Annotated in this window: 18 protein-coding genes; 4 read left to right on the forward strand and 14 right to left on the reverse strand. The window is 39.8% G+C overall.

Features of this window, described 5'->3' with window-relative positions:
- Position 1: 1 nt before the first annotated feature.
- The 10 genes from BIZ36_RS06010 to BIZ36_RS06055 are packed head-to-tail and all read right to left on the reverse strand — an operon-like array spanning position 2 to position 10959.
- Positions 2 to 970, reverse strand: coding sequence for an ABC transporter permease (locus tag BIZ36_RS06010; protein ID WP_187456962.1), 969 nt, complete (start codon positions 968 to 970; stop codon positions 2 to 4).
- The gene (locus BIZ36_RS06015; RefSeq protein WP_187456963.1) at positions 970 to 2457 is read right to left on the reverse strand and encodes a sugar ABC transporter ATP-binding protein; all 1488 of its coding nucleotides are present in this window, start codon (positions 2455 to 2457) and stop codon (positions 970 to 972) included. The genes BIZ36_RS06010 and BIZ36_RS06015 overlap by 1 nt, the downstream gene beginning before the upstream one ends.
- Positions 2458 to 3069 carry a DUF2291 family protein gene (locus tag BIZ36_RS06020; protein ID WP_187456964.1) on the reverse strand — a complete coding sequence of 204 codons (612 nt, stop codon included), beginning with the start codon at positions 3067 to 3069 and terminating at the stop codon, positions 2458 to 2460. It lies immediately after the preceding gene.
- 41 nt (positions 3070 to 3110) lie between these two features.
- Positions 3111 to 4025: a D-ribose ABC transporter substrate-binding protein gene (locus tag BIZ36_RS06025; RefSeq protein WP_353616824.1), complete on the reverse strand. Its 915-nt coding sequence runs from the start codon at positions 4023 to 4025 to the stop codon at positions 3111 to 3113.
- Between the two features lie 31 nt (positions 4026 to 4056).
- Positions 4057 to 5502: a DUF1593 domain-containing protein gene (locus tag BIZ36_RS06030; RefSeq protein WP_187456966.1), complete on the reverse strand. Its 1446-nt coding sequence runs from the start codon at positions 5500 to 5502 to the stop codon at positions 4057 to 4059.
- A gap of 10 nt (positions 5503 to 5512) precedes the next feature.
- On the reverse strand, positions 5513 to 6928 hold the full coding sequence (locus BIZ36_RS06035; protein ID WP_187456967.1) for a nucleoside hydrolase-like domain-containing protein: 1416 nt from the start codon (positions 6926 to 6928) through the stop codon (positions 5513 to 5515).
- Positions 6925 to 7911 carry a transketolase family protein gene (locus BIZ36_RS06040; protein ID WP_187456968.1) on the reverse strand — a complete coding sequence of 329 codons (987 nt, stop codon included), beginning with the start codon at positions 7909 to 7911 and terminating at the stop codon, positions 6925 to 6927. The genes BIZ36_RS06035 and BIZ36_RS06040 overlap by 4 nt, the downstream gene beginning before the upstream one ends.
- 2 nt (positions 7912 to 7913) lie before the next feature.
- The gene (locus tag BIZ36_RS06045) at positions 7914 to 8741 is read right to left on the reverse strand and encodes a transketolase (RefSeq protein WP_187456969.1); all 828 of its coding nucleotides are present in this window, start codon (positions 8739 to 8741) and stop codon (positions 7914 to 7916) included.
- Positions 8738 to 10159: an L-fucose/L-arabinose isomerase family protein gene (locus tag BIZ36_RS06050; RefSeq protein ID WP_187456970.1), complete on the reverse strand. Its 1422-nt coding sequence runs from the start codon at positions 10157 to 10159 to the stop codon at positions 8738 to 8740. The genes BIZ36_RS06045 and BIZ36_RS06050 overlap by 4 nt, the downstream gene beginning before the upstream one ends.
- 38 nt (positions 10160 to 10197) lie before the next feature.
- A complete protein-coding gene (locus tag BIZ36_RS06055; RefSeq protein WP_187456971.1) occupies positions 10198 to 10959 on the reverse strand; it encodes a DeoR/GlpR family DNA-binding transcription regulator in 762 nt (253 codons plus the stop codon).
- 385 nt (positions 10960 to 11344) lie between these two features.
- Between BIZ36_RS06055 and BIZ36_RS06060 the strand changes: the two genes are divergently transcribed.
- Both BIZ36_RS06060 and BIZ36_RS06065 read left to right on the forward strand, forming a co-directional pair.
- Positions 11345 to 13057 carry a sulfatase family protein gene (locus BIZ36_RS06060; RefSeq protein WP_187456972.1) on the forward strand — a complete coding sequence of 571 codons (1713 nt, stop codon included), beginning with the start codon at positions 11345 to 11347 and terminating at the stop codon, positions 13055 to 13057.
- 303 nt (positions 13058 to 13360) lie between these two features.
- The gene (locus BIZ36_RS06065) at positions 13361 to 14200 is read left to right on the forward strand and encodes an MBL fold metallo-hydrolase (protein ID WP_187456973.1); all 840 of its coding nucleotides are present in this window, start codon (positions 13361 to 13363) and stop codon (positions 14198 to 14200) included.
- A gap of 1190 nt (positions 14201 to 15390) precedes the next feature.
- Here the strand turns inward: BIZ36_RS06065 and mnmE are convergent.
- The gene (mnmE, locus tag BIZ36_RS06075; RefSeq protein ID WP_187456975.1) at positions 15391 to 16803 is read right to left on the reverse strand and encodes a tRNA uridine-5-carboxymethylaminomethyl(34) synthesis GTPase MnmE; all 1413 of its coding nucleotides are present in this window, start codon (positions 16801 to 16803) and stop codon (positions 15391 to 15393) included.
- Positions 16804 to 16945: 142 nt separating this feature from the next.
- On the opposite strand from mnmE, the gene BIZ36_RS06080 reads away from it, so the two are divergent.
- Both BIZ36_RS06080 and BIZ36_RS06085 read left to right on the forward strand, forming a co-directional pair.
- On the forward strand, positions 16946 to 17410 hold the full coding sequence (locus BIZ36_RS06080) for a hypothetical protein (protein ID WP_187456976.1): 465 nt from the start codon (positions 16946 to 16948) through the stop codon (positions 17408 to 17410).
- A gap of 140 nt (positions 17411 to 17550) precedes the next feature.
- A complete protein-coding gene (locus BIZ36_RS06085; RefSeq protein WP_187456977.1) occupies positions 17551 to 17916 on the forward strand; it encodes a DUF4870 domain-containing protein in 366 nt (121 codons plus the stop codon).
- A gap of 72 nt (positions 17917 to 17988) precedes the next feature.
- Here BIZ36_RS06085 and dnaN read toward each other — a convergent pair whose 3' ends face one another.
- From dnaN to gldF, 3 genes are all read right to left on the reverse strand, one after another.
- Positions 17989 to 19107, reverse strand: a complete 1119-nt coding sequence (dnaN, locus tag BIZ36_RS06090) for a DNA polymerase III subunit beta (RefSeq protein ID WP_187456978.1) — start codon at positions 19105 to 19107, stop codon at positions 17989 to 17991.
- Positions 19108 to 19241: 134 nt separating this feature from the next.
- A complete protein-coding gene (gldG, locus tag BIZ36_RS06095) occupies positions 19242 to 20906 on the reverse strand; it encodes a gliding motility-associated ABC transporter substrate-binding protein GldG (RefSeq protein ID WP_187456979.1) in 1665 nt (554 codons plus the stop codon).
- Complete coding sequence (gldF, locus tag BIZ36_RS06100) at positions 20906 to 21637, reverse strand: gliding motility-associated ABC transporter permease subunit GldF (RefSeq protein ID WP_187456980.1); 732 nt, start codon at positions 21635 to 21637, stop codon at positions 20906 to 20908. The genes gldG and gldF overlap by 1 nt, the downstream gene beginning before the upstream one ends.
- Between the last annotated feature and the right edge of the window lie 80 nt (positions 21638 to 21717).

Genomic DNA, 21717 nt, shown 5'->3' on the forward strand with positions numbered 1-21717 from the left:
TTTACTCCTTGTTGGTTTTATCCATAATCACGGCCAATAAAATCACCGCTCCTTTTACTACTTGTTGCCAAAACGGACTCACATTTAGCAATACCAATCCGTTGTTGAGCACCCCAATGATCACGGCACCCAAAACCGTACCCCAAATGCTGCCTTTGCCACCGCTTAATGATGTACCACCAATTACTACGGCGGCAATGGCGTCCAATTCATAACTAAGACCCGCGTTGGGTTGGGCGCTATCCAAACGTGAAGTGACCATAAGACCGCCCAGAGCAGCAGTTATGCCTGAAATGGTATACACAATCATCTTTACCCGTTTGGTATTGATACCGGATAAATGGGCCGCATTTTCATTTCCACCTATGGCATAAATATACCTGCCTAGGGGAGTTTTGTTGGTGATGAATACCGCTATAAGAACCACAACAAGTGTTATCCACACCGGAAAAGGTACGCCAAGGAACCACCCCGTACCTATATACCCAAATTTTTCTCCCAAACCGTTGATGGGAAAACCTTCTGTGTACAACATAGTAAAACCGCGTGCCATGGTAAGCATTGCCAAGGTAACCACAAAAGCTGGGGCCTTGAAACGGGTAATGGTAAGGCCATTGAACCACCCTAGGAAACCACCAACTGCAAGTGCTCCCAAAATACCACCTAAAAGGGTAAAACCAATATTGATATTTTGCGAAGGTAGGTCGATACCAAATTTTAACAACCCCGCGCCAATTGCACCGGCAAATGCCAAGATAGAACCCACGGATAAATCGATACCACGGGTCAAAATTACTAAGGTCATTCCCACCGAAATGCAGATATTTACCGAAATCTGCCTAAGGATATTCCAGCCGTTATTTACCGTCAAAAACTTATCGGAAAGTAGACTAATGGCCAAACACATGATAAGTAAGGCGATGAGGGGCCGTAGATTGTTCAGTTTTTGGTTGGTTGCTGTTGCTATCATTATGCTATGGCTGCTTTAAGAATATTCTTGTCATTTGCCTTATCGATGGAAAAATTACCCGTTAAACGGCCTTCACTTAATACCAAAATCCTGTGGCTTACTGCAAGAATTTCAGGTAGCTCGGAGGATACCATGATGACACCCATTCCTTGGGCGGCCAATTCGTTGATCAGTTTATGAATTTCGCTTTTGGCGTTCACATCAATACCACGCGTGGGTTCGTCCAAAAGCAGGACCTTGGGATTGGTGCCCAGCCATTTTCCCAAAATCACCTTTTGTTGGTTTCCTCCACTCAAGGTCTTGATCAATTGTTGGTCCGATTCCGTTTTGATTTTAAGCTCATCAATGTATTTTTTGGATACGGTCTTTTCTTTATTTTCTTGTAGTACTCCTAACTTACAGAGTTGTTCCAATACGGTGATACTTATATTTTTCCGCACGTTTAAATCGGGAACTATACCATCTCTTTTTCGGTCTTCGGTCACCAATGCCAAGCCTGCTTTTATAGCCTTTTGGGGCGAATTAAACCTTTGTTTTTGCCCATCAATTATCAAATTGCCCATAACCGCTTTGGGGTGAAGCCCAAATAACGTCTCCAATAACTCCGTTCGACCAGCACCCATCAACCCAAAAACGCCTAAAATTTCTCCTTTTTTCAAGGCGAAAGAAATTCCCTCCGGGGTATCATACCTCGGAATTTTAAGGTTATCTACCTCGAGTAAATTGGCATTCGTATTTTTGGGAATATGGGTATTGTGGCGGTGCAGTTTTACCTCTCGCCCGGCCATCATTTGTATTAATTCATTTTCAGAAACCTCTGTGATTGGTCCTTCGCCAATAAATTCACCGTCCCGTAACACCACATAATCATCGCAGATGGTAAAAATCTCGTTCATCTTATGTGAAATGTAGGCTATGGCCGTGCCTTCCTTTTTCAATTCTTCTATAATACCGAATAAAATATTGGCTTCGGTATCGGTAATGGCCGATGTGGGCTCATCCATAATCAGAACCTTGGTATCCAACAACAATGCTTTCGCTATCTCTAATAATTGTTGCTCCCCCACTTTTAGGTTCTCGACTTTGGTCTTAGGGTCAACCTCCAACTTAACCTTGGCCAATAGTTCTTTAGCCTTACGCTTCATTTGCGTGTCATCGAGAATTCCCAATTTGTTTTTGAGTTCCCTGCCCAAAAAAATGTTCTCCGTAACACTCAGATACGGAAATAAATTTAGTTCTTGGTGAATAATGGCAATACCCTTGTCTTGGGCATCACGGGTATTTTTAAATTTTACCGTTTTGCCGTTTATCATCAATTCGCCTTCATAATCCGTATGAACCCCGCTAAGGATTTTCATTAGTGTGGATTTACCAGCCCCGTTTTCGCCAATAATACCTGTTACCCTGCCCGCTTTTAGGTGTAACTGAACTTCGTTTAAGGCTGTTATACCTGTAAAACGTTTAGTTATATTTTTGGCCTCTAACATTTATTTGTTTTGTAGTTGTACAGGTTGTACCTCAAAATCGTTTAAAGGTGGAAATTTCCGATTCATTTCTACCGCTCCGATAACCAATACGGAATCGCCCAATTTTACTTTGCTTTTAAAGGGGGGTAGGATTTCTTGCCTAATAATGTTATTTACCGCATTGGCAATGGCATTTAAATCTGAGGTATTCTGAAATTTTTTATTATCTACCAGCCCCGAAGCATCCCTTATGGCATTACCGTAAACGAATTCGGTTTGTAAGCGAACATTGATATTCTCAGAAGTGACCAGGACTACCTCATCCTCTGTTATTTCCTTTACAGAGCCTGACATCCTCACCATAAAATAACCGATGTTACCTACAGCTATGGCATTGGACCATTTATCAAAAGCAACTTCTTCATCAGTTTTTAGTTGTGCGACCAGTTCTTGTAAAGGGACCGCCTTTTCAAAGGAAGTTGGAAGTACATTGTATACAAAATTCTTGGCATAATTAGTAGCGTCAAAATCTTTGTTGGCTATGTCTACCGCATCCATCGGCCTAATTTCTACCGAAAAATAGGCAAGTATAAGAACTACTAATGTCAGCAGTATTTTTTTTGTCAGTTGCATTCGTCCGTTTTTAAAGCTACCATATGATTTCGTTCAGATTATTATTCGCCATAAGCGGCGTAATTGGCCACGTTTTTTGATGTAACCAGTTCTACCGCGACCGGAATTTTTTGGGCGAAATCACGCTTGCCCTTAATGTACTCATCGGCATAAATGGCGGCTCGTTCTGCCATAACGTTTGGAAACTGCATTCCTGTGGCCGCTATTTTACCTTCTTGTATGGCACCCACCACATCATCGGCGCCATCAAAACCAAAAACTTTTACCGAGTCTGCCATACCTGCGCCAATCAAAGCTTGATATGCGCCCATGGCCATGGCGTCGTTACCGCAGAAAACCCCTTGAATATCAGGATTAGCCTGTAGGATACTTTCCATTACTTCCAAAGCCTTGTTCCGGTCAAAATCTGCATTTTGCTGCGCCACCATTTTTAAATCGGGATAATTGTCCACCACGGAATGAAACCCGTTGGAACGCGCCCACGTGTTATTATCCCCTACCAGACCCAATAGTTCTACGTAATTGCCTTTTTTGTTCAATTGTTGTGCGAAGTAGGCGCCCACTGCGACACTACCCGAATAACTGTCCGAGAGAATTTGAGAGGTAGCTGCATCCAACGAATTGATTTCCCTGTCCATACAGAACACGGGAATGCCCACTTCTTTTGCTTTTTTTACATTAACAATGCTACCATCGGCATCAGTCGGGTTGAACAGAATCGCATCAAAACCCGACACGATAACATTATCAAAATGGTCTGCTTCCAAGGCCGTGTTATTTTGAGAATCAAATATTTTAGCCTCATAACCCAATTCCTCCGCTTTAGCAGCGGCTCGTTCGCCCAAGAAAACAAACCAAGGGTTGTTCAAGGTTGAAATAATAACCGCCATCTTCTTTTTTCCTTGGGCGTCCGTTGTTTTATTCTCCCCACAGGAAATCAAAATGCATAAACACAAGCAAGCTAAGAGTAGGTTTTTGGTTCCCATATTATTTAGGAATTACATTGACGATTACCCTTTGATATCTAGTTAAACTGGGGCTTCCGGAATCAGTTACCCGAAGAATAAAATGGATGGTCCCCACCTTATCTGTGGTAGGAGCTGTAAAGCTAACGGAGTGGGTGTTCGCATTTTTAAGTTCTATGGAATTGCGACGGCCAATATTGAGTGTACCTACTTCCTTATATGCTATCCATTCATAGGATAATTCATCGCCATCAGGGTCGGTAGAAGCTTGTCCGCTTAGCGTTACGGTATCCCCGGAACGTACCAATAGTTCATTTTCATGATTTAACTTGGCTACCGGAGGATGATTGGCATCTGAGTACTTTGAAGTATTGCTCCAGTCTATACGTGCGGCAAAATCATGTTGATAAGCCTCTCTCCATCTCCAAATGGTAGCGTGGTTACTTGTGTGTGTCATTTGGGTATGTTCACTGTATACTTCGTCTTGGGCATTGGTCCAAATTGGCCTTAACTCAGGTTCGTACATATATTTTTTATATTGGGGAATATACAGTTCGTATCTACCTCCCCAACTTCCATAATTTGGGTTTTCTGGACTACTAAGGCCATTATTGACCAAACCGAGAAAAGAAGGTGTGTCACCTTCCATCAAATATTCCGTATGCGGATGCTCCGCCCCTAAAGGACCATGGTCTTTGCGTATATGCTCATCTAACCAAGGGTTATCTACGATCGTAAAATCCGGGCCGTTGAACCTACCATGAAATTTATCTCCGGAAATGCCGCTCCAAGTGGCGTAATGGTATTGGCCACCACCGTTTTCCTCATAACCGGGGCTTACTACATAAAAGATGCCGGGAAATGTATTTCTGATCCACGGACCGGAATCGTCTTGATCGGAAATGGTATAGACCCGCATTTTTTTAATAATTTCATTTAATTCCGATAAACTTTTGGTCCTCCTCATTTTCCAAAGTGCCTGTGCTAGGACATTGGCACCTCCCCATGCTTGGATATAAACTGGGCGGTCATCATCTTTTTCCAATACTTTAATAAGCCATTCCGAACCTTCTGAATCCTGACCTTCGCCAACACCGGTCATTCCAAATTTGGGGACCCCAATTTTTATAATACTCTTAAGATGTTCATACGTTGGATAGCCTTGCTCGTGAACCATAAGGTTTTCACGTACTTTGCCATAGGCATCCACAATTTCATGAATTCGCCATTCTGCTGTCTTATCACGTTGCCAGCAAGAAGTAGTGGCCACTATACCTTCAATATCCCACATATTACTATAGGTAAGGAAGCGAACCAAGGATTGGGCATCATCAGGTTCATTTTCAATATCCGTTAGAACAAATACGCGGGGCTTTTCAGTAAAATATTGAGCGGACATGCCCAAGGTTAGGAAGCCAAAAATGGGTAGAAGTATTCGATGGAATTTTCTGGTGGTTATAGGACTCATTGTTGCTGATTTAAGGAGTAATGGTAACAATTACCCGTTGATATCTAGTGATGGGAGGATTACCCTTGTCCATCACTTTTACTATAAAATGTGCTGTTTCTTTTTTTGAAACCTTGGGTGCCTTTACTTGTACCTCGTGAACATTTTCTGCACCCATTTCAATGGTTTTATGATAGGAACCTACCTCAGGATAGTGAAACCATAAAAAACTAAGGTTGTCACCGTCAGGGTCGTAGGAATTGAATGCATCAAGACTAAAGGTAGTACCGGATTTTACAGTAAATTCCTCTGGATGTCCTAATACCACAACAGGTGGATGGTTTGCCTCGTCAACGGACATATAACACCAGTCCATACGTGCGGCAAAATCATTTTGAAAATCATCACGCCATCGCCATAACGTTTCTTTGTACCCCGTAAAAGTGATGGTGTCCCTGCCAAAAGAGCGACCATATTCTTTTTTAATGTAGGGAGTGTAGGTATCAATGGCATTGGTCCAAATAGGTCTACTCTCGGGACCTATTTCAACTATGGAACCTCCTTTTTTGGTTTTTGAAAAATCTGGTTTGTACAGTTCGTAGCGTCCGCCCCAGCCACCCCATTCCGGGTGTTCAGCAGCGTTAAGACCGTTTGGAATCAATCCAAGAAAAGCTGGGGTGTCACCTTCAACGCCCCAAGCTACATCAGGATAAAGGGCTCCTAATGGACCATGGTCTTGCTGAATATTCTCTGCCAACCAACTGTTGGAAATTTCGCTATTGTCATTACCTTTTACCGCATTGTTGATACCTGTCCAAGTGGCACTCCCATAATCGTCCCCGGGTGAAACAATGTAAAAAAGGTCAGGAAAATTGGTTCGCATCCAAAGACCACTATCATCCTGATCGGAAATGGTATACACCCGTAGTTTTTGAATCAATTTTTTTGTTTGTGCCGGTGTTCTGGTTTCCCGGATTTTGAACAGGGCCTGCGCCAGGGTATTGGCACCGCCCCAAATGGATATCCATAGCGGACGATTGTCCTTTTTTTCCAATTCCTGAATAATCCAATCAGAACCTTCTGAATCTTGACCCTTGCCAACACCCGTCATACCATATTTGGGCAATCCGGATTTTACCAATTGGTGCAAATACTCCGAAGTTGGATAGCCTTTCTCATGTAGTTCTAAATTTGGTTGCACCTTACCGTACGCTTCTATCAGTATTTTTATGGATTCCGGTTCAACACTGTCTTGTTTCCAACATGAGGTGGTGGCCACTAGTCCTTTTAATTCAATTTGGTTGGCATACAAAAACAAGCGAACAAAGGATTGGGTATCATCCGGGTCTGCTTCAATATCCGATAAAATGATGACACGGTCTTTCTGGGCAATGACCTGCGCAATTAGCACGAAGAAAAAAGCAATAAAGAGCATTCTATTTCTCATCGGTTTGATTTTGTTGTATCCAATAAATCCAAAGCCATATTTGAAAGACCTTCCTTAGAAATTCCGTAATGTTCAAAAATGTTTATTTGAGAACCGGTAACCGTATATTCATCGGGTATACCCACGATTTTAAATGGATTGCGAAAGCCATGCTGAAATAGGAAGGAAGCACATGCTTCACCCAAACCACCATTGACCATATGCTCTTCTACTGTTATTATAGGATTGCCATCGGCTGCTAATCGTTCTATAAGGTTTATATCCAAGGGTTTTATGGTGTGCATACTTACAACTGACGCCCTAACACCATGTTCCTCTTCCAAAAATTGGGCAGCTGACCAAGCGGGATATACGGTTTCACCGGTAGCTATAAAAGTCAGGTCATTACCGGAACGAATTGTCCTACCTTTTCCAAATTCAAAGTTTTGGTTGTCCTCACCTAAAAAGGGCATTGCCTTTTTTCCAAAGCGTAAATATAAGGGCTTATCAAAATCAATGGCCTTGCGTACTGCTTGCTCCGTTTCAAAATTATCTGCCGGAGCAACAATGGTCAGGTTGTTAATGGCGCGTAAGGCCGCAAAATCATGTAAACTATGATGGGTAGTACCCAAAGCTCCATAGCTGACCCCGGCACTGATACCCACAAGTTTCACTGGATTATCGGAATAACAGATATCATTTTTTATTTGCTCCAAAGCCCTTGCGCTTAAAAAACACGCCGGAGATACGGCAAATGCTTTTTTACCTGCCGAAGCAAGGCCCGCGGCTACACCTACCAAATTCTGCTCGGCAATGCCTACTTCCACTATTTGGTGGGGGAATTTTTGCGCAAAGGGGACCAGTTTGCCGGATCCCCTTGAATCGCTAGTGGTTACCAGAATATCTCGGTCATTTTGCGCAAGTTCTTGTAAAGTTTCCGAAAAAACAATTTGATTGGGCTGGCCCATTTTTAAATCGCGCTCCTCAATTTTATCTAGTTCCATGGTTATAGGATTGCTGCTTCCAATTCGTTCAATTCTATTTGTGCCAAGGCATACTCGTCCGCACTTGGCACTCCGTGGTGCCATTTAAGATTGCCTTCCATATAACTTACCCCTTTGCCTTTAATGGTATGTGCTATTATGAAATTGGGCTTTCCCACTTCAAGCGGTCCGTTATTCAAGGCATTGGTCAATTGTTCCACATCGTGGCCGTCCACCTCTTTTACAGACCAACCAAAGGTTTCCAATTTCTCCCTGACGGAATCTATACCCATTACCTCTTCATTATTACCGGTTATCTGCTGTTTGTTGTAATCCAGAATGGCGTAGAGATTGTCCAATTTATAATGTTTGGCAGCCAAAAACGCTTCCCAATTTGAACCTTCCGGAAGTTCCCCATCGCCCAACATTGTAAAAATTCGGTGGGTCTTGTTATCTAATTTGGCCGCAATGGCCTCACCCACGCAAATTGGCAAGCCGTGACCAAGCGCTCCTGTATTCTGCTCCATACCGTTCACTTTTTTGGTAGGGTGTCCAATGTAAGGGGACTGATACCCACAAAGGGTATATAATTCTTCCTCTGGAAAAAAACCCTTATCCGCGAGGGTTACGTACAAGGCTTCCACACTATGACCTTTACTTTGAATGTAACGGTCCCTATTGGGGTTTTTAGCATCATTGGGGTCTATATGAAGCACTTTATTATAGAGTACGTTTAAAATATCCGTACAGGAAAGACTGCCTCCAGTATGACCGGCTTTTGCATTATAGATATACTTTAGCAATTGTTTTCTGAGAAAAACGGATTTCAATTGCAGTTCTCTAGTTGTCATAATTTTCCTTTATGGTTATAAACTTCCCAGCCTAAATAATTGCCCAGCGCCTCTTCTAAAATAGATGCTGTTTTGGAGGCATTCATGACCACATGATGCTCAAAACCGTTTTTGCAGATGTAGTTCATTAACCCTTGAAGATTGCCAATTTGAGCCACTGCACGATTTCCAAAAGTTTTTAGAGGGTCGTCAGTTAATTCGCCTTCGCCTATGTATGCTTTAATAATTCCCTTTGGATCATCTGTACTAATGCGGCCATAGGTCAACGGATTGGCAGGTGTTCTACCATCTAGGGCGCCATACGTATTTTCCACTCCTACAGTGGAACCTAAAATAGGAGCGTTGCTGATTTCAATATCCGGTAGGAACGATTTTGCCCAATTACCACAGTGAAACAACACCACCTTGTTCATATCCTCTGCATAGTTGTTGTTCCAATCCACCAGGGCGCTAGGAGAGCCGGAGGCCAATTGCATGGCGTACATACTCAAGGTTCCTGTTACATCTACCTCGCAAGCAGAAGGCAACATGTTCTCGCTCATGATACTCATACTGGTACACACGTTACAGCCGTAATTTTGCTGTAAGGATGTCCAACATTGAATTGCCGTAGCATCCAAGGCGTATTCTTCTACAAACTCATTAAGTACCACATCTAACTTTGCCATTTGAATCATGGCCGCATCTGGGGTTTTACCTTTTGGAGCATAGCTATTGATGGCCTCTAAATGCTGTTTTACCGAAGCATCATCCTTGGTCAACTTTTCCGCTTTCCCCAAAATTTCAGATAGGTCTACCGTGTGTACGGAAATACCGTTGCGCTCTAATATTTTCTCGGAATAGCGAACCGTATTAAAGGCACCAGGCCTAGCACCAACCGCACCAATACGCATGTTACGTAAACCATTCACCACACGGCAAACCGCTACAAAATCCAACATATCCTTTTTAAAGGCAGGGTCCGCGGGTAAAGAAACATGATTGCTGGTAAGCGTATACTTAATGCCATATTGGTACAAATTGTTGCATACGGAGATTTTGCCACACCAAGAATCCCTGCGGTTGACCACGTTCATCTTGGATAATTCATCAGGATACGCCTGCACCAAAACAGGTACATTTAAATTGGCAAGTTTTAAGGTATCGGCAACTCCTTTTTCATCTCCGAAATTGGGTAACAATACAAGTACTCCGGCAATTTCTTCTCGATGGTTTTTAAAAAGTTCAGCACATTTTTGAGCCTCCCTAAAAGTTTCTACCCCACCAAGTTTTGTATCGGTAGTAGTTAATAGAACAGGGGATAGGCCTATCTCTTCAAAAACCTCTACAATCTCTATTCGGGCCTTTTCTACCAAACTATCGGGAAAAAAATCCCTATTCCCTATAATGACACCTATACTTGTTTTTTTCTTTGACATTGATATAATTAGGTTATGAAAATCTTCGAAAATTTTGCTTACGCAACCAACACTTCTATTTCGTTTAGTTTGAACATTTCTTTATCCTGGTCCTTCATTCCGGAATCTGTTATGATATAATCGATGAGGGAGAGCGCACCCAAACTTGCCAATGCACTTTTTCCAAATTTGGTATGGTCCGCTACCAGATACGATGTTTCGGCGGCGTTGATCATAGCCTTTTTAACCACTAGATCGCTTAAACTGGGGTAGGTCAATCCAGATTTTAAGGAGATACCTGCGGTGGCCAAAAAAAGTTTTTGTACGTTGAGGCCTTCAAAAAAATCTGCTGCTTTTTGCCCGGTAAGCGATAGAGTGGGGGGTTTGAACTCCCCTCCGGTCATAATGACTTCAATACCGGGTTCGGTACCTAGCATTAGGGCGATGTTCAGGGCATTTGTGATGACCGTAAGATTTTTATAGCCTATTAATTTTTTAGCAATTTCAGTAGTGGTACTGCCAGAATCAAGGATAATGGTATCTCCACTCTCAATATAATCTACGGCCTTATTCGCAATAGCCTCTTTTAGGGACAAATTTTCTTGATTTGCCAAGGACATGCTTTGCACTTGTAGGGATACGTCCCTTAAGAAAGCACCACCATGTTCACGGACTATTTGTCCTTCATCCTCAAGTTTTTCAAGGTCTTGACGTATGGTGACCTCGGTAACCTTAAAAATTTTAGCAAGTTCTACCACCTTGGCAGAACCATCTTCTTTGATGATTTCTAAAATTTTATTTTTTCTTTGAATAGGTAGCATAAAGGTAAAAATAGAAGAAAAACGAAAATAAAACAAATATTTCAAAAATACACTATTCTGTTTTAGTTATTCATTTAGCTTCTCTTATTTCAAGAAGGTATGGAAATAACTATTGTATTCACCGTATGGATTTAGGGTGTGAGCCAAATTTTTATTGTTTCCAAAGGCTTGTTTCGTTACAGGTAAACAGCTTAGATGAATTGATCAGATTTTATAAACATAAGGGTCAGGAAAAGGAAAAGGCTAAGGAAAAAGGAAGTAGCTGTTAAATAAAGCGTGTAAAGAAATGGAGTTTAAAGATGGATGATCAAATCAAATAAGATTCTAATTAACAAGTTGCAGTACTCATTTGTATAAAGTATCTTCAAAACCAAAATCATACTCAATGCGAAACTCTCTCTTATCGGTTTTTGGTTATTTAATAGTTTTATTCCCACTTTTATTTTCATGCTCTGGTAATCCTAAAAAAGAATTAGGAAAAAAAGAAAGTAATCGCCCGAATATAGTCTTTATTATGTCCGATGACCATGCGTACCAGGCAATTTCTGCCTATGACAACAGTCTAATCGAGACACCAAACATTGACCGAATTGCTAAGTTGGGTATGCTTTTTACCAACGCAAGTGTAACCAATTCAATATGTGCACCCTCAAGGGCCACTATATTAACGGGAAAACATTCGCATATCAATGGAAAAATAGACAATGTTTCCCCTTTTGATACTACAAATGTCACTTTTCCCCAATTATTACAAGAGGCAGGATATCAAACAGCAATGTTTGGTAAACTTCATTTTGGTAATAATCCAAAGGGATTTGACCAATTTAAAATCCTGCCAGGACAAGGCTCCTATTATAATCCTGATTTTATCACAAAAGACCAAGGGGAAATAAACGTTAAAGGTTATGTAACCGATATTGTAACGGATATGACCTTAGATTGGTTGGAAAACGAAAGACAACCAGAAGATCCTTTTATGCTTATGTACTTGCATAAAGCTCCTCACCGTTCTTGGGTAATGGCCGAGCGACATATGGAAGAATTTACCAATAAAACCTTTAGGGAGCCTGCAACATTGTTTGATACGCATGAAGGCATGCCAGCGGCCAAAGTGGCAGAAATGAAGGTTCATGGCGATATGGGATGGGCCGCCGATAGCAAATTATATCCAGAGGTGATGGACCAATTGGGATTAAAGGAACAAATAGGTTTTGACAAACGTAGGTTTGAATCTAGCGTAGGCAGAATGGATTCCACCCAGCGCGCAAACTTTGATTTATACTACAAAAAAATTGCAGCTGATTTTGTAAAGGCATACCCCAATATGAGCGATAAGGATGTAGCCAAGTGGCGATACCAACGTTATATGCAGGATTATCTAGGAACTATAAAATCTGTTGATGAAAATGTTGGGCGTGTTTTGGATTATTTAGAAGAAAACAATCTTATGGACAATACCATCATAGTGTATACTTCCGATCAGGGATTCTATTTAGGGGAGCACGGTTGGTTTGATAAACGGTTCGTGTTCGATGAAAGTTTTAAGACCCCATTGATGGTTTCATGGCCAAATAGGGTTAAAGCCGGTTCTGTTTCGGATGAGTTGGTTCAGAATTTAGATTTTGCACAGACCTTTTTGGAAGTTGCCGAAGTTGAAGAACCAACAGATATGCAAGGTGAAAGCTTACTACCTATTTTAACCGGTAATTTGGATAAATGGGATAGGGACGCCGTGTATTACCATTACTACGAGCATCCATCTGAACATAACGTAAATCGTCATTACGCAGCTGTAACCAAGGATTATAAACTGATTCACTACTATTTTGATAAAGACTATTGGGAACTTATAGATAGAAAAAAAGATTCGTTGGAGCAGCACAATTATTACGAAGATCCAGCCTACCAGCAGATAAAGGAAGAATTACACGAAAAATTAGCAGAATTACGAACGCTATATGGTGATTCCGATTCCATAAGCCAACAATACATAGATGAGTTTATGCCGTTAGCAAAAGAAGGCAAGGTCTGGGGTGTAGAAGAGGATATTCTTAAACCTATAGTTGAAAAATGGGAAAACGCTAAAAAAGTAGATTAGTTCAAATATTATATGATTTGAAAGTTTACAGTTTTGCCTAATGCGTAAATGCTGCGAGTGTAGCACTAATTAATTATGATATAAGATTTCTTAAAATGGTACATCCATGCATTGGATGCCTTGTCATGTTTAATTCATAGCTGTTATACATTTAAGAATATGAACATATTCTTAGCATTTCTTCCTTTGTTAAATCTATTGTAAAAAAATTTAGGCATTGGGATAGATGAAGGATAGTCCTACCTTTAAAAATGAGCCAAAAGGCTATTTAAGCGTGTTTTTAATTAGTAAACTATAGATAGGATGAGTCTAGAGAAGCAAGGTTTTAAGACAATAACTACCGATAAATTAAATCTAGAAATTTTCCATGCATCAGAAAAGAGTTACGGCGTAGCATCCGTAATTATTTCTGGAAAGCAAGAAGCTGTTCTCGTAGATGCACAATTTACATTGTTAGAGGCAGAAAAAGTTGCGCAAGCTATTAAACATTCAAAAAAAACCTTGACAACTGTTTATATTTCGCATGGCGACCCGGATTTTTATTTTGGGTTAGAGGTGTTCAAGAAATATTTCCCAGAGGTTGTTGCCTACGCATCACCCGCAACTGTAGAGCATATTGCGGCCACAGCTCAAACAAAACTTGATGGTTATGGTAATGAGTTAAGTCAAAAAATTACAACCAATGTTGTTTTACCTCAAGTTTTAAAAGAAAGTGTTATTGAGGTAGATGGAGAGAAAATAGAGATAATTGGTCTTAACAGTTTTCCTAAGAGAACTTTTTTATGGATTCCATCAATTAAAGCAGTATTAGGTGGAATTATTGTTTTTGGTACAACATTTCATGTTTGGATGGCAGATACGCAAACAACGGAATCGCGTAATGATTGGATGACTATTTTAAATAATATTATTGATTTAAAGCCAGAAATAGTGATTCCCGCTCATGCTCAATCAGGAGCAGATGTATCTATGGCCCCAGTAAATCATACAAAAAACTACGTGCAATTTTACCAAGAAGCGTTAAAATCCAATACATCTTCTAAAGGCCTAATAGCAGCAATAAAATCAAAATATCCAGATTTAGGTTTTGAAGAGGCTTTAGAATTGGGAGCAAAAGTAAATACAGGGGAGATCAAATGGTAATGCCTTTAACAACCTTGGATTTGCAATAAGATTAAAAGTATCTAGGTGTTGGTTGCCCTATACCAACCACAGGTTTTCACATTGACGAAGTATGAAATATCTTCTTGTGGTTAACTGAACGTGAATCTAAATTACATTAGAACTTCAAAATTTCCGTCTTTTATATTTTTTAGAGACATCAACTAGCTAAATAGGCCCAGGTTCAAGGTAATGTCAGACTGCAATGGCCGTAGGATGAGGCACCATCAAACTAATTGCTTCTCTACACCACCAAGTAAAATTTTGGAAATATCAACTACCAAGCCGTTGTAAACCTTTTAAGAGCATGCAACTATGTTGCTGCCATGTCCTTTTCTTTTATATGTACCTATTGGTTACTACAATTAAAATTAAACCCACGACTTCATAAGGGTTCTAGGACAAATGGAATGTGGGCTATAGTATAGGCATTATATAATGTGGTATTCTAAAAAACACAAACCATATAATTAGGGCTTTACTTATAATCTTATAACTTATCTATATTCTTTATTTTATCCTAATTTGTGTGTTTGCTAACCCATCTTACCAGTACTATTTTGAACTTAAACGGTGCTATGGTAACAACTCGATAATCCTTTTCCTTGATTTCTGGAATAATGTTACCCATGAACTTTTCTGTTCAAGTAATCTGGGTCATTACCATTATAACTATGAATACCAAAATACTGGATGTAAAATAGAAAGTTTGGGGTGCTTGACGGTATTCATAAATGGTGGATAAGCTAAAATGCATTAAAATAAGAACTAAACCATGAAAACAGTTTCGGTTTTTGAATGTAATTGTTTCATTAAAAGAAAAGACTCTATACTAACAAAGTATACCATTACAATCGTGAATGGATATAACAGCGCCATGTAGATATATAACAAGTGTAAAATTGAGTTTGAATAAAACCACATTAACTTTTAAGTACTGTTTGCCGAATCTAAAAAAGCTAATTCGAGTCAGAAAAACCATCTTAACAGAATTTAACAATTTTTTCTGTGGTTTGGGTAGGGGGGAAGAGAGGTCAGAACATATTATACCTCATACGCTTTCTTGCGGCTCTGGATTGTTTAGATTTTAGCAAGTTAATACTTAATGGCAATTCAGTTAGACTGCTCAATGAAAATAAATGAATCTTAATGAAATTAAGTTAGCAACTTATTTACTTTCCGATGCAAAAATTGGCGAAGATATTGCCTAAAAGTTCATCATTGGTAACATGGCCGGTAATCTCCCCTAAATGATATAAGGCTTCCCTAACATCAATTGCTAAAAGGTCACTTGACAATTTTTGGTCCATTCCCAATTGTATTTTTTCAATCTCCTCCAAGGCCTTTAAAAGTGAGTTGTAATGCCTAGTGTTGGTAACAATGGTCTCATTATTTCTTAGGGCCCCAGTATTTACAAAACCTAGGAGGATTTCTTTTAATTCCTCGACCCCTTTTTTGCTTTTGGCAGAAAGCAATTGCACCTCTATTCCCTTAATAGGAGTTAACAAATTCTGAATTTTTTCAATTTCGGAAGCACTAAGTTGGTCCATTTTATTGGCCACAACAACTACTGGTTTTTCGGGATGGTCATTTTTAATTCTTTCCAATGAGCTAAGTAGATTATTCCTTCTCTCCTCAGAGTGTAAGATCTGTATGGAATCGACCAAGAAAAGCGTTACTTGGGATTTTTCTATTTTCTCAAATGTCCGTTGAATTCCCATTCCCTCGACAACGTCTTGCGTTTCTCGAATACCTGCGGTATCAATAAACCTAAAACCAATTCCGCCAATGGAGATTTCATCCTCAATAGTGTCCCTAGTAGTCCCGGCAATATCGGAAACTAAAGCTCTTTCTTCGTTTAATAAGGCATTGAGTAAAGTGGATTTTCCAACATTGGGTTCCCCAACTATGGCAACTGGAATACCATTTTTGATAACGTTACCTACAGCAAAGGAGTCGATTAAACGGCGTAGAACTTCTCTAATTCTTTCTAGAAGCGATTTGAATTGCGTACGGTCCGCAAACTCCACATCCTCTTCGGAGAAATCGAGTTCTAGTTCAATCAAAGAGGCAAAGTTCAATAGTTCTGCACGTAAATCGGCTATTTCATTGCTGAAACCTCCACGCATTTGTTGCAAGGCTATTTCATGCGATGCTGCATTATCGCTTGAAATTAAATCGGCCACGGCTTCTGCTTGGCTCAAGTCCATTTTTCCGTTTAAGAAAGCACGTAGGGTAAATTCTCCCGGTTCAGCAGTTCTACATCCATTTCTAAGGAATAATTGGATTATTTGTTGCTGAATGTAAGGTGAACCATGGCAGGAGATTTCTATAACATCTTCTCCCGTATAGGAATGTGGCCCCTTGAAATAGGAAAGAAGCACCTCATCCAAGGTTTTACCGTTATCAACTACGTGACCCAAACGAATACTATGGCTTGGTTGTTGCATTACATCTTTGCCAAATTTGGAATTGAACAAAGGAGCTGTAATAGATAAAGCTTCCTGGCCTGAAATTCGTATTACGGCAATGGCCCCGGCACCAGAAGGGGTAGCCAAAGCTATGATGGTATCATTTGAAATCATGAGCGGATTTTGGGCAAAATTAATTAAAATAGAATTGTAGCGTTCCTAGGCTGACCTTGTTAAAAAAAGAATGCCAAGGAATGCATAGAAATTTTTAAAATATATACCTTCGGTATACCATTAACAATTAAAAAATAATTAAATGAAGTTTAGATTACATGTAGTAGGAATTATGCTTGTGAGCGGATTGTCTTTCGTTTATGCGCAAGAACAAGAAGCGGTAGGAACAGATTCTACCCAAACAGTTGAACTTGCTGATTTGGAGGCGAAAAAAAAATTACAGGCTGAAATAGAAAAGGCCGAGAAGGAGGTAAAAAAGGCGGAAAAAGAAGCGAAGAAAGCAGAAAAGGCCCGTAAAAAAATGGAAAAGGCGGCAGAAAAACGGGAAAAACTTAAAGATGCAGTAGTTGATAAAAAGAAAGCTATTGCCAAGAAGGAACGAAAGGTCAATTCTATGAAGGAAGATATGGAAATGGACAAGATTAAAGGAAAGTTATCTCCAAATGATATCGATAAAATCAACAACAAAATAGAAAGGGAACAACTTAAGATTATTAGGGAAAAAGAGAAGTTACGAAAGCTTGAACTTAAACTTAGAAAAAGTTAAAAGTATACCACCTATGGAATATAAAAAATCCCGTAACCTATTGTTGCGGGATTTTTTTATGAATCTATGATTATTAGGTGGTTGTAACATTTTGGCATTATATGCGTCCTATAAGTGTAACCCTTTAATTCATCAAGCAAATGGAAATCATCAATCAAAAAAGAGCCATGGAAATTAATAACTCCTTATTGGTATTGGCTCATCTATCGCAATTACTAACATATGTGACAGGATGCGGGGGACTTATTGTACCGTTGGTCATTTGGTTAACTTCTAAAGATTCTGTTCAAGGAATGGACGAGCATGGAAAAGCCATCGTTAATTTTCAACTGAGCATGTTGTTGTTTACAATCTTAAGTATACCAGCCATTCTTCTATTGGGACTTGGGATTCTTAGCCTCATTTTTATTGGTATTATCGCCTTTATACTGCCTATAGTAAATGCTGTAAAGGCCAGCAATGGCGAATCTCCCAGTTACTTTATGACTATTAAGTTTATTTCCTAAAAATTGTAGGAGCTGGCATAAAAAAAGCCTTGGGTATCCCAACGCTTTTTCAATAGCTATCGGTTTTATTATCTAACTGTTGAGCATTACCGGCATAACCAACATAGTTACATTTTCTCCCTCATCCAACCCATCAATTGGGGTTAGGATCCCTGCACGATTAGGTAAGCTCATTTCCAAGGAAACATCATCACTATTCAAGTTGTTCAGCATTTCCGTCAAGAAACGGCTATTGAAACCAATTTGCATATCGTCACCTTGGTAGGAACATGTCAATCGTTCTTCGGCCTTATTGCTATAGTCTATATCTTCGGCGGATATATTAAGTTCTGCGCCAGCAATTTTTAATCGTATTTGATGAGTGGTCTTATTACTGAAAATAGCCACACGCTTAACAGAACTTAAAAATTGTGTTCTGGAAATAGAGAGTTGATTCGGATTCTCTTTAGGTATTACCGCTTCATAATTTGGGTATTTCCCATCAATCAATCTACAGATCAATTCTGTATTCTCAAAACTGAATTTAGCATTGCTGTCATTGTATTCTATCACTACATCGGATTCACTACCCGCTAAAATACCTTTCAATAAGTTTAGAGGTTTCTTAGGCATAATGAACTCTGCCACTTGCGAAGCTGTAACGTCCGTCCGTTGGTATTTTACCAATTTATGCGCATCAGTGGCGACAAAGGTGAGACTCTCTGTACTAAACTGAAAGAATACACCGCTCATTACCGGTCTTAAATCATCATTTCCAGCCGCAAAAATGGTCTTGTCAATAGCAGTAGCCAGAATATCGCCCATCAATGTGGTAGAACTGGGGTTGGCCAATTCCACTGCCTTAGGAAATTCGGCACCATCGGCATATGCCAAAGCATATTTACCATGGTTAGAACTTATTTCTACCGTATTGTTGTCCTCTACAACAAATGTCAATGGTTGCTCAGGAAAAGTCTTTAACGTTTCCAAAAGTAGCTTCGCAGGAACAGCAATCACACCCTCATTGTCAGAATCTACATTGAGCACAGAACTCATGGTAGTCTCTAAATCTGATGCTGAAACGGTTAATTTGTCCTGTTTAAGGTCAAAAAGAAAATTGTCTAAAATAGGCAAGGTGTTGCTATTGTTGATAACACCACCCAAAACCTGAAGCTGTTTAAGGAGATAAGTACTGGATACTATGAATTTCATAGGAAGACGGTTATTTCAATTTTGTAGGATATAATGTTCTCAAATGTCTTGTCAAAATTTTATAAATACCTCAAAATACAAGACAAACAAAGATATTTTAATTGTGCTTTTTACCGAAACAAACTTATTAACATCTACTTGCTATAGCTACGCTTTCTATAGTAGTTGAACAAGAACCCGAAAACGAGGGTTAAAACCACGGGAACCCCTATATTCATAAGTTGCCACTTGGTTTTTTGTGCTGCAATCTTCTTTTGGTCCAAAAACGGTATGGCCACTTTCTTACTTCGAATGTTTATAAGTCCTTTATCATCCAACATAAAATTGATGCTGTTGAGCAAAAATTCCTTGTTGCCATAGTAATTATTGGTCCATTTGTCATAACCCAGTTCCAATGGCCTACCATTACGTAATTGATTTTTTATCAAATCCCCATCTGAGATGACCAGCATGGCACTTTCAATCCCATCATCTTTGGACCCATTTAGTTGAAGGGGTTTGATTCGGTTTTTATAGGCTGATGTAAATTTACCTGTAATCAAAACCGCCAAGGCTTTGTTACCGTTATTGAATTTCGCCTTGTCCGGTGTTTGGCTTATGATGTTGAGGTCAACCACTTTTGGGGTACCCTCCAAACGCGATAGGGGAGAACTGGTAAGTAGAATTTCCTTATGATATGCATTTGCCAAGGTGTCTATACTTCCCGCAAACTGAAATCGTAGCGCTTCTATGTTGTTTACAATAGGGTGATTTGTTTTTGCAAACACCATAGGGTGGTACATCCAAGGTACGGGGTTGTACTGGGAATCATTCCCTTCTCCTGTTGCCAATACAATTTGGGTAAAGTACATGTCATTTACCAAATCTGTGTTGAAACGTACGCCATATCTAAAAAAGAAATCGGTCAAGTTAAGTTCCCTTGGAAGCGCAACTGCATTGCCATTTTCATTTAGCAAACTATCAAGTTCCATGGTGACCTGATCCATTAGCCAAACCGACTTTCCACCGTTTACCATAAATTGGTCCATCACAAACTTTTCTTCATCCGAAAAGGCCTGAGTGGGTTTGGCAATTAGTGCCAGGTCATACTGTTTTAGCTGGTCCAACGTACCTTGCGGATTGGTCTCAACGGAATCCAAGGTGATGGCGCCAATATTGTAATAATCCCTAAGAGTCGTAAGAAAATCGGCAATATAGATATCATCAAGTTCCCCGTTCCCCTTTACGATGGCTATTTGCTTTTTTTCTTGGATGGAAATTTTTGAAAAGGCATCTGCAAAGGCGTATTCCAATTGCTGAACGGAATTGTTTACGCGTTCTTCAGAACTGGCTCCTAGTTTATTTTTTAACAAGGGCACTTTTACGGTATTGTTATCATAATTGACAAGAGCCCATGGAAACACAATTTCCTGGGACATACTCCCGTTGTCTTCTACCGTAATTTGGGCGGGCGTAAGTCCTAAACCCTGTAATTCTGCCATGGTCTGTTCCGCAGAACCGGAATCTTCCAAGGGATCAATAAAATTGAATTTAATTTGGCTGTTTTCCGATGCAAATTCTTCTAAAATCTGTTTGGTTTCCGTTCTTAATTTGGCAAACTCCGGAGGTAATTCACCATCCAAAAGCACATCAACAATTACCGGTTTTTCAAAGGACGAAATAATGTCCACGGCTTCATTGGAAAGGGTAAAACGTCCATCTTCGGTCAAATCAAACCGGGTGTAGACAAACTGACTAGTAAAATTTATGGCGAAAAGGATAAAAAGTGCCAATAGGGTTGTAACGAACGCTTTCTTCATTATCGGTTCATATTTTTAAGCTGCTGCCATGTTAAAAACAGGAAGAAAGCGCTTAGCGAAATAAAATAGAGCAGGTCTCTTGTGTCCAACATTCCCAAAGAAATACTATCAAAATGATGTTTCATGCCAAAACTTTGAACAGTCAATGCTGCTTGACCACTTTCAAATAGGGATGCTAGGCCCTCAAAACCATAAAAGAGCAAAAAACAAAGAACTACTCCAATGATAAAGGCTACAATTTGATTTTCGGAAAGTGTGGAAGCAAAAATACCAATAGCCGTATAACAAGACATCAGGAATAGGGTGCCCGTATAAGACCCTATTACTGGGCCCATATCTAAATTGCCCACCGTTGCTCCTAATTCGTTGATTGCATGCACATAAATGAAAGTAGGTAGTAAGGCGATGATTCCCAAAACCAAGGTTCCAAAAAATTTACCTAAAACGGTCTGAGAAAGGCTCAACGGTTTGATGAAGAGCAATTCTAAAGTTCCCAGTTTTCGTTCTTCGGAAAAGCTTTTCATAGTGATGGCCGGAATCAAAAAAAGAAAAACCCAGGGCACCAATTGAAAGAAATTGCTCAAATCTGCGAATCCGTATTCAAAAATATTATAAGGACCTTTAAAGACCCAAAGGAACAATCCGTTAAGAACTAAAAAAAGACCGATTACCAAATAGGCTATGGGCGAAGTAAAAAATGATTGTATTTCGCGTTTGAAAATAGCGAGCATTACATCTTTGGCTTAGTTATGAAAATAGGTTGTTTGACATTCCGAATAAATCCTGAAATGTACAAAGCCCCCGATAAATC

Origin of the sequence: Cytophaga sp. FL35 (assembly GCF_014349235.1) — a bacterium.
Classification (GTDB): Bacteria; Bacteroidota; Bacteroidia; order Flavobacteriales; family Flavobacteriaceae; genus Euzebyella.

Bases quoted from the DNA above. Each gene is read 5' to 3' on its own strand.
- dnaN (WP_187456978.1), bottom strand. From the start codon at position 19,107: ATGAAATTCATAGTATCCAGTACTTATCTCCTTAAACAGCTTCAGGTT.
- BIZ36_RS06085 (WP_187456977.1), top strand. From the start codon at position 17,551: ATGGAAATCATCAATCAAAAAAGAGCCATGGAAATTAATAACTCCTTA.
- BIZ36_RS06020 (WP_187456964.1), bottom strand. From the start codon at position 3,069: ATGCAACTGACAAAAAAAATACTGCTGACATTAGTAGTTCTTATACTT.
- BIZ36_RS06055 (WP_187456971.1), bottom strand. From the start codon at position 10,959: ATGCTACCTATTCAAAGAAAAAATAAAATTTTAGAAATCATCAAAGAA.
- BIZ36_RS06030 (WP_187456966.1), bottom strand. From the start codon at position 5,502: ATGAGTCCTATAACCACCAGAAAATTCCATCGAATACTTCTACCCATT.
- BIZ36_RS06045 (WP_187456969.1), bottom strand. From the start codon at position 8,741: ATGACAACTAGAGAACTGCAATTGAAATCCGTTTTTCTCAGAAAACAA.
- BIZ36_RS06080 (WP_187456976.1), top strand. From the start codon at position 16,946: ATGAAGTTTAGATTACATGTAGTAGGAATTATGCTTGTGAGCGGATTG.
- mnmE (WP_187456975.1), bottom strand. From the start codon at position 16,803: ATGATTTCAAATGATACCATCATAGCTTTGGCTACCCCTTCTGGTGCC.
- BIZ36_RS06035 (WP_187456967.1), bottom strand. From the start codon at position 6,928: ATGAGAAATAGAATGCTCTTTATTGCTTTTTTCTTCGTGCTAATTGCG.
- BIZ36_RS06050 (WP_187456970.1), bottom strand. From the start codon at position 10,159: ATGTCAAAGAAAAAAACAAGTATAGGTGTCATTATAGGGAATAGGGAT.
- BIZ36_RS06010 (WP_187456962.1), bottom strand. From the start codon at position 970: ATGATAGCAACAGCAACCAACCAAAAACTGAACAATCTACGGCCCCTC.
- BIZ36_RS06040 (WP_187456968.1), bottom strand. From the start codon at position 7,911: ATGGAACTAGATAAAATTGAGGAGCGCGATTTAAAAATGGGCCAGCCC.
- BIZ36_RS06065 (WP_187456973.1), top strand. From the start codon at position 13,361: ATGAGTCTAGAGAAGCAAGGTTTTAAGACAATAACTACCGATAAATTA.
- gldF (WP_187456980.1), bottom strand. From the start codon at position 21,637: ATGCTCGCTATTTTCAAACGCGAAATACAATCATTTTTTACTTCGCCC.
- BIZ36_RS06060 (WP_187456972.1), top strand. From the start codon at position 11,345: ATGCGAAACTCTCTCTTATCGGTTTTTGGTTATTTAATAGTTTTATTC.
- BIZ36_RS06015 (WP_187456963.1), bottom strand. From the start codon at position 2,457: ATGTTAGAGGCCAAAAATATAACTAAACGTTTTACAGGTATAACAGCC.
- gldG (WP_187456979.1), bottom strand. From the start codon at position 20,906: ATGAAGAAAGCGTTCGTTACAACCCTATTGGCACTTTTTATCCTTTTC.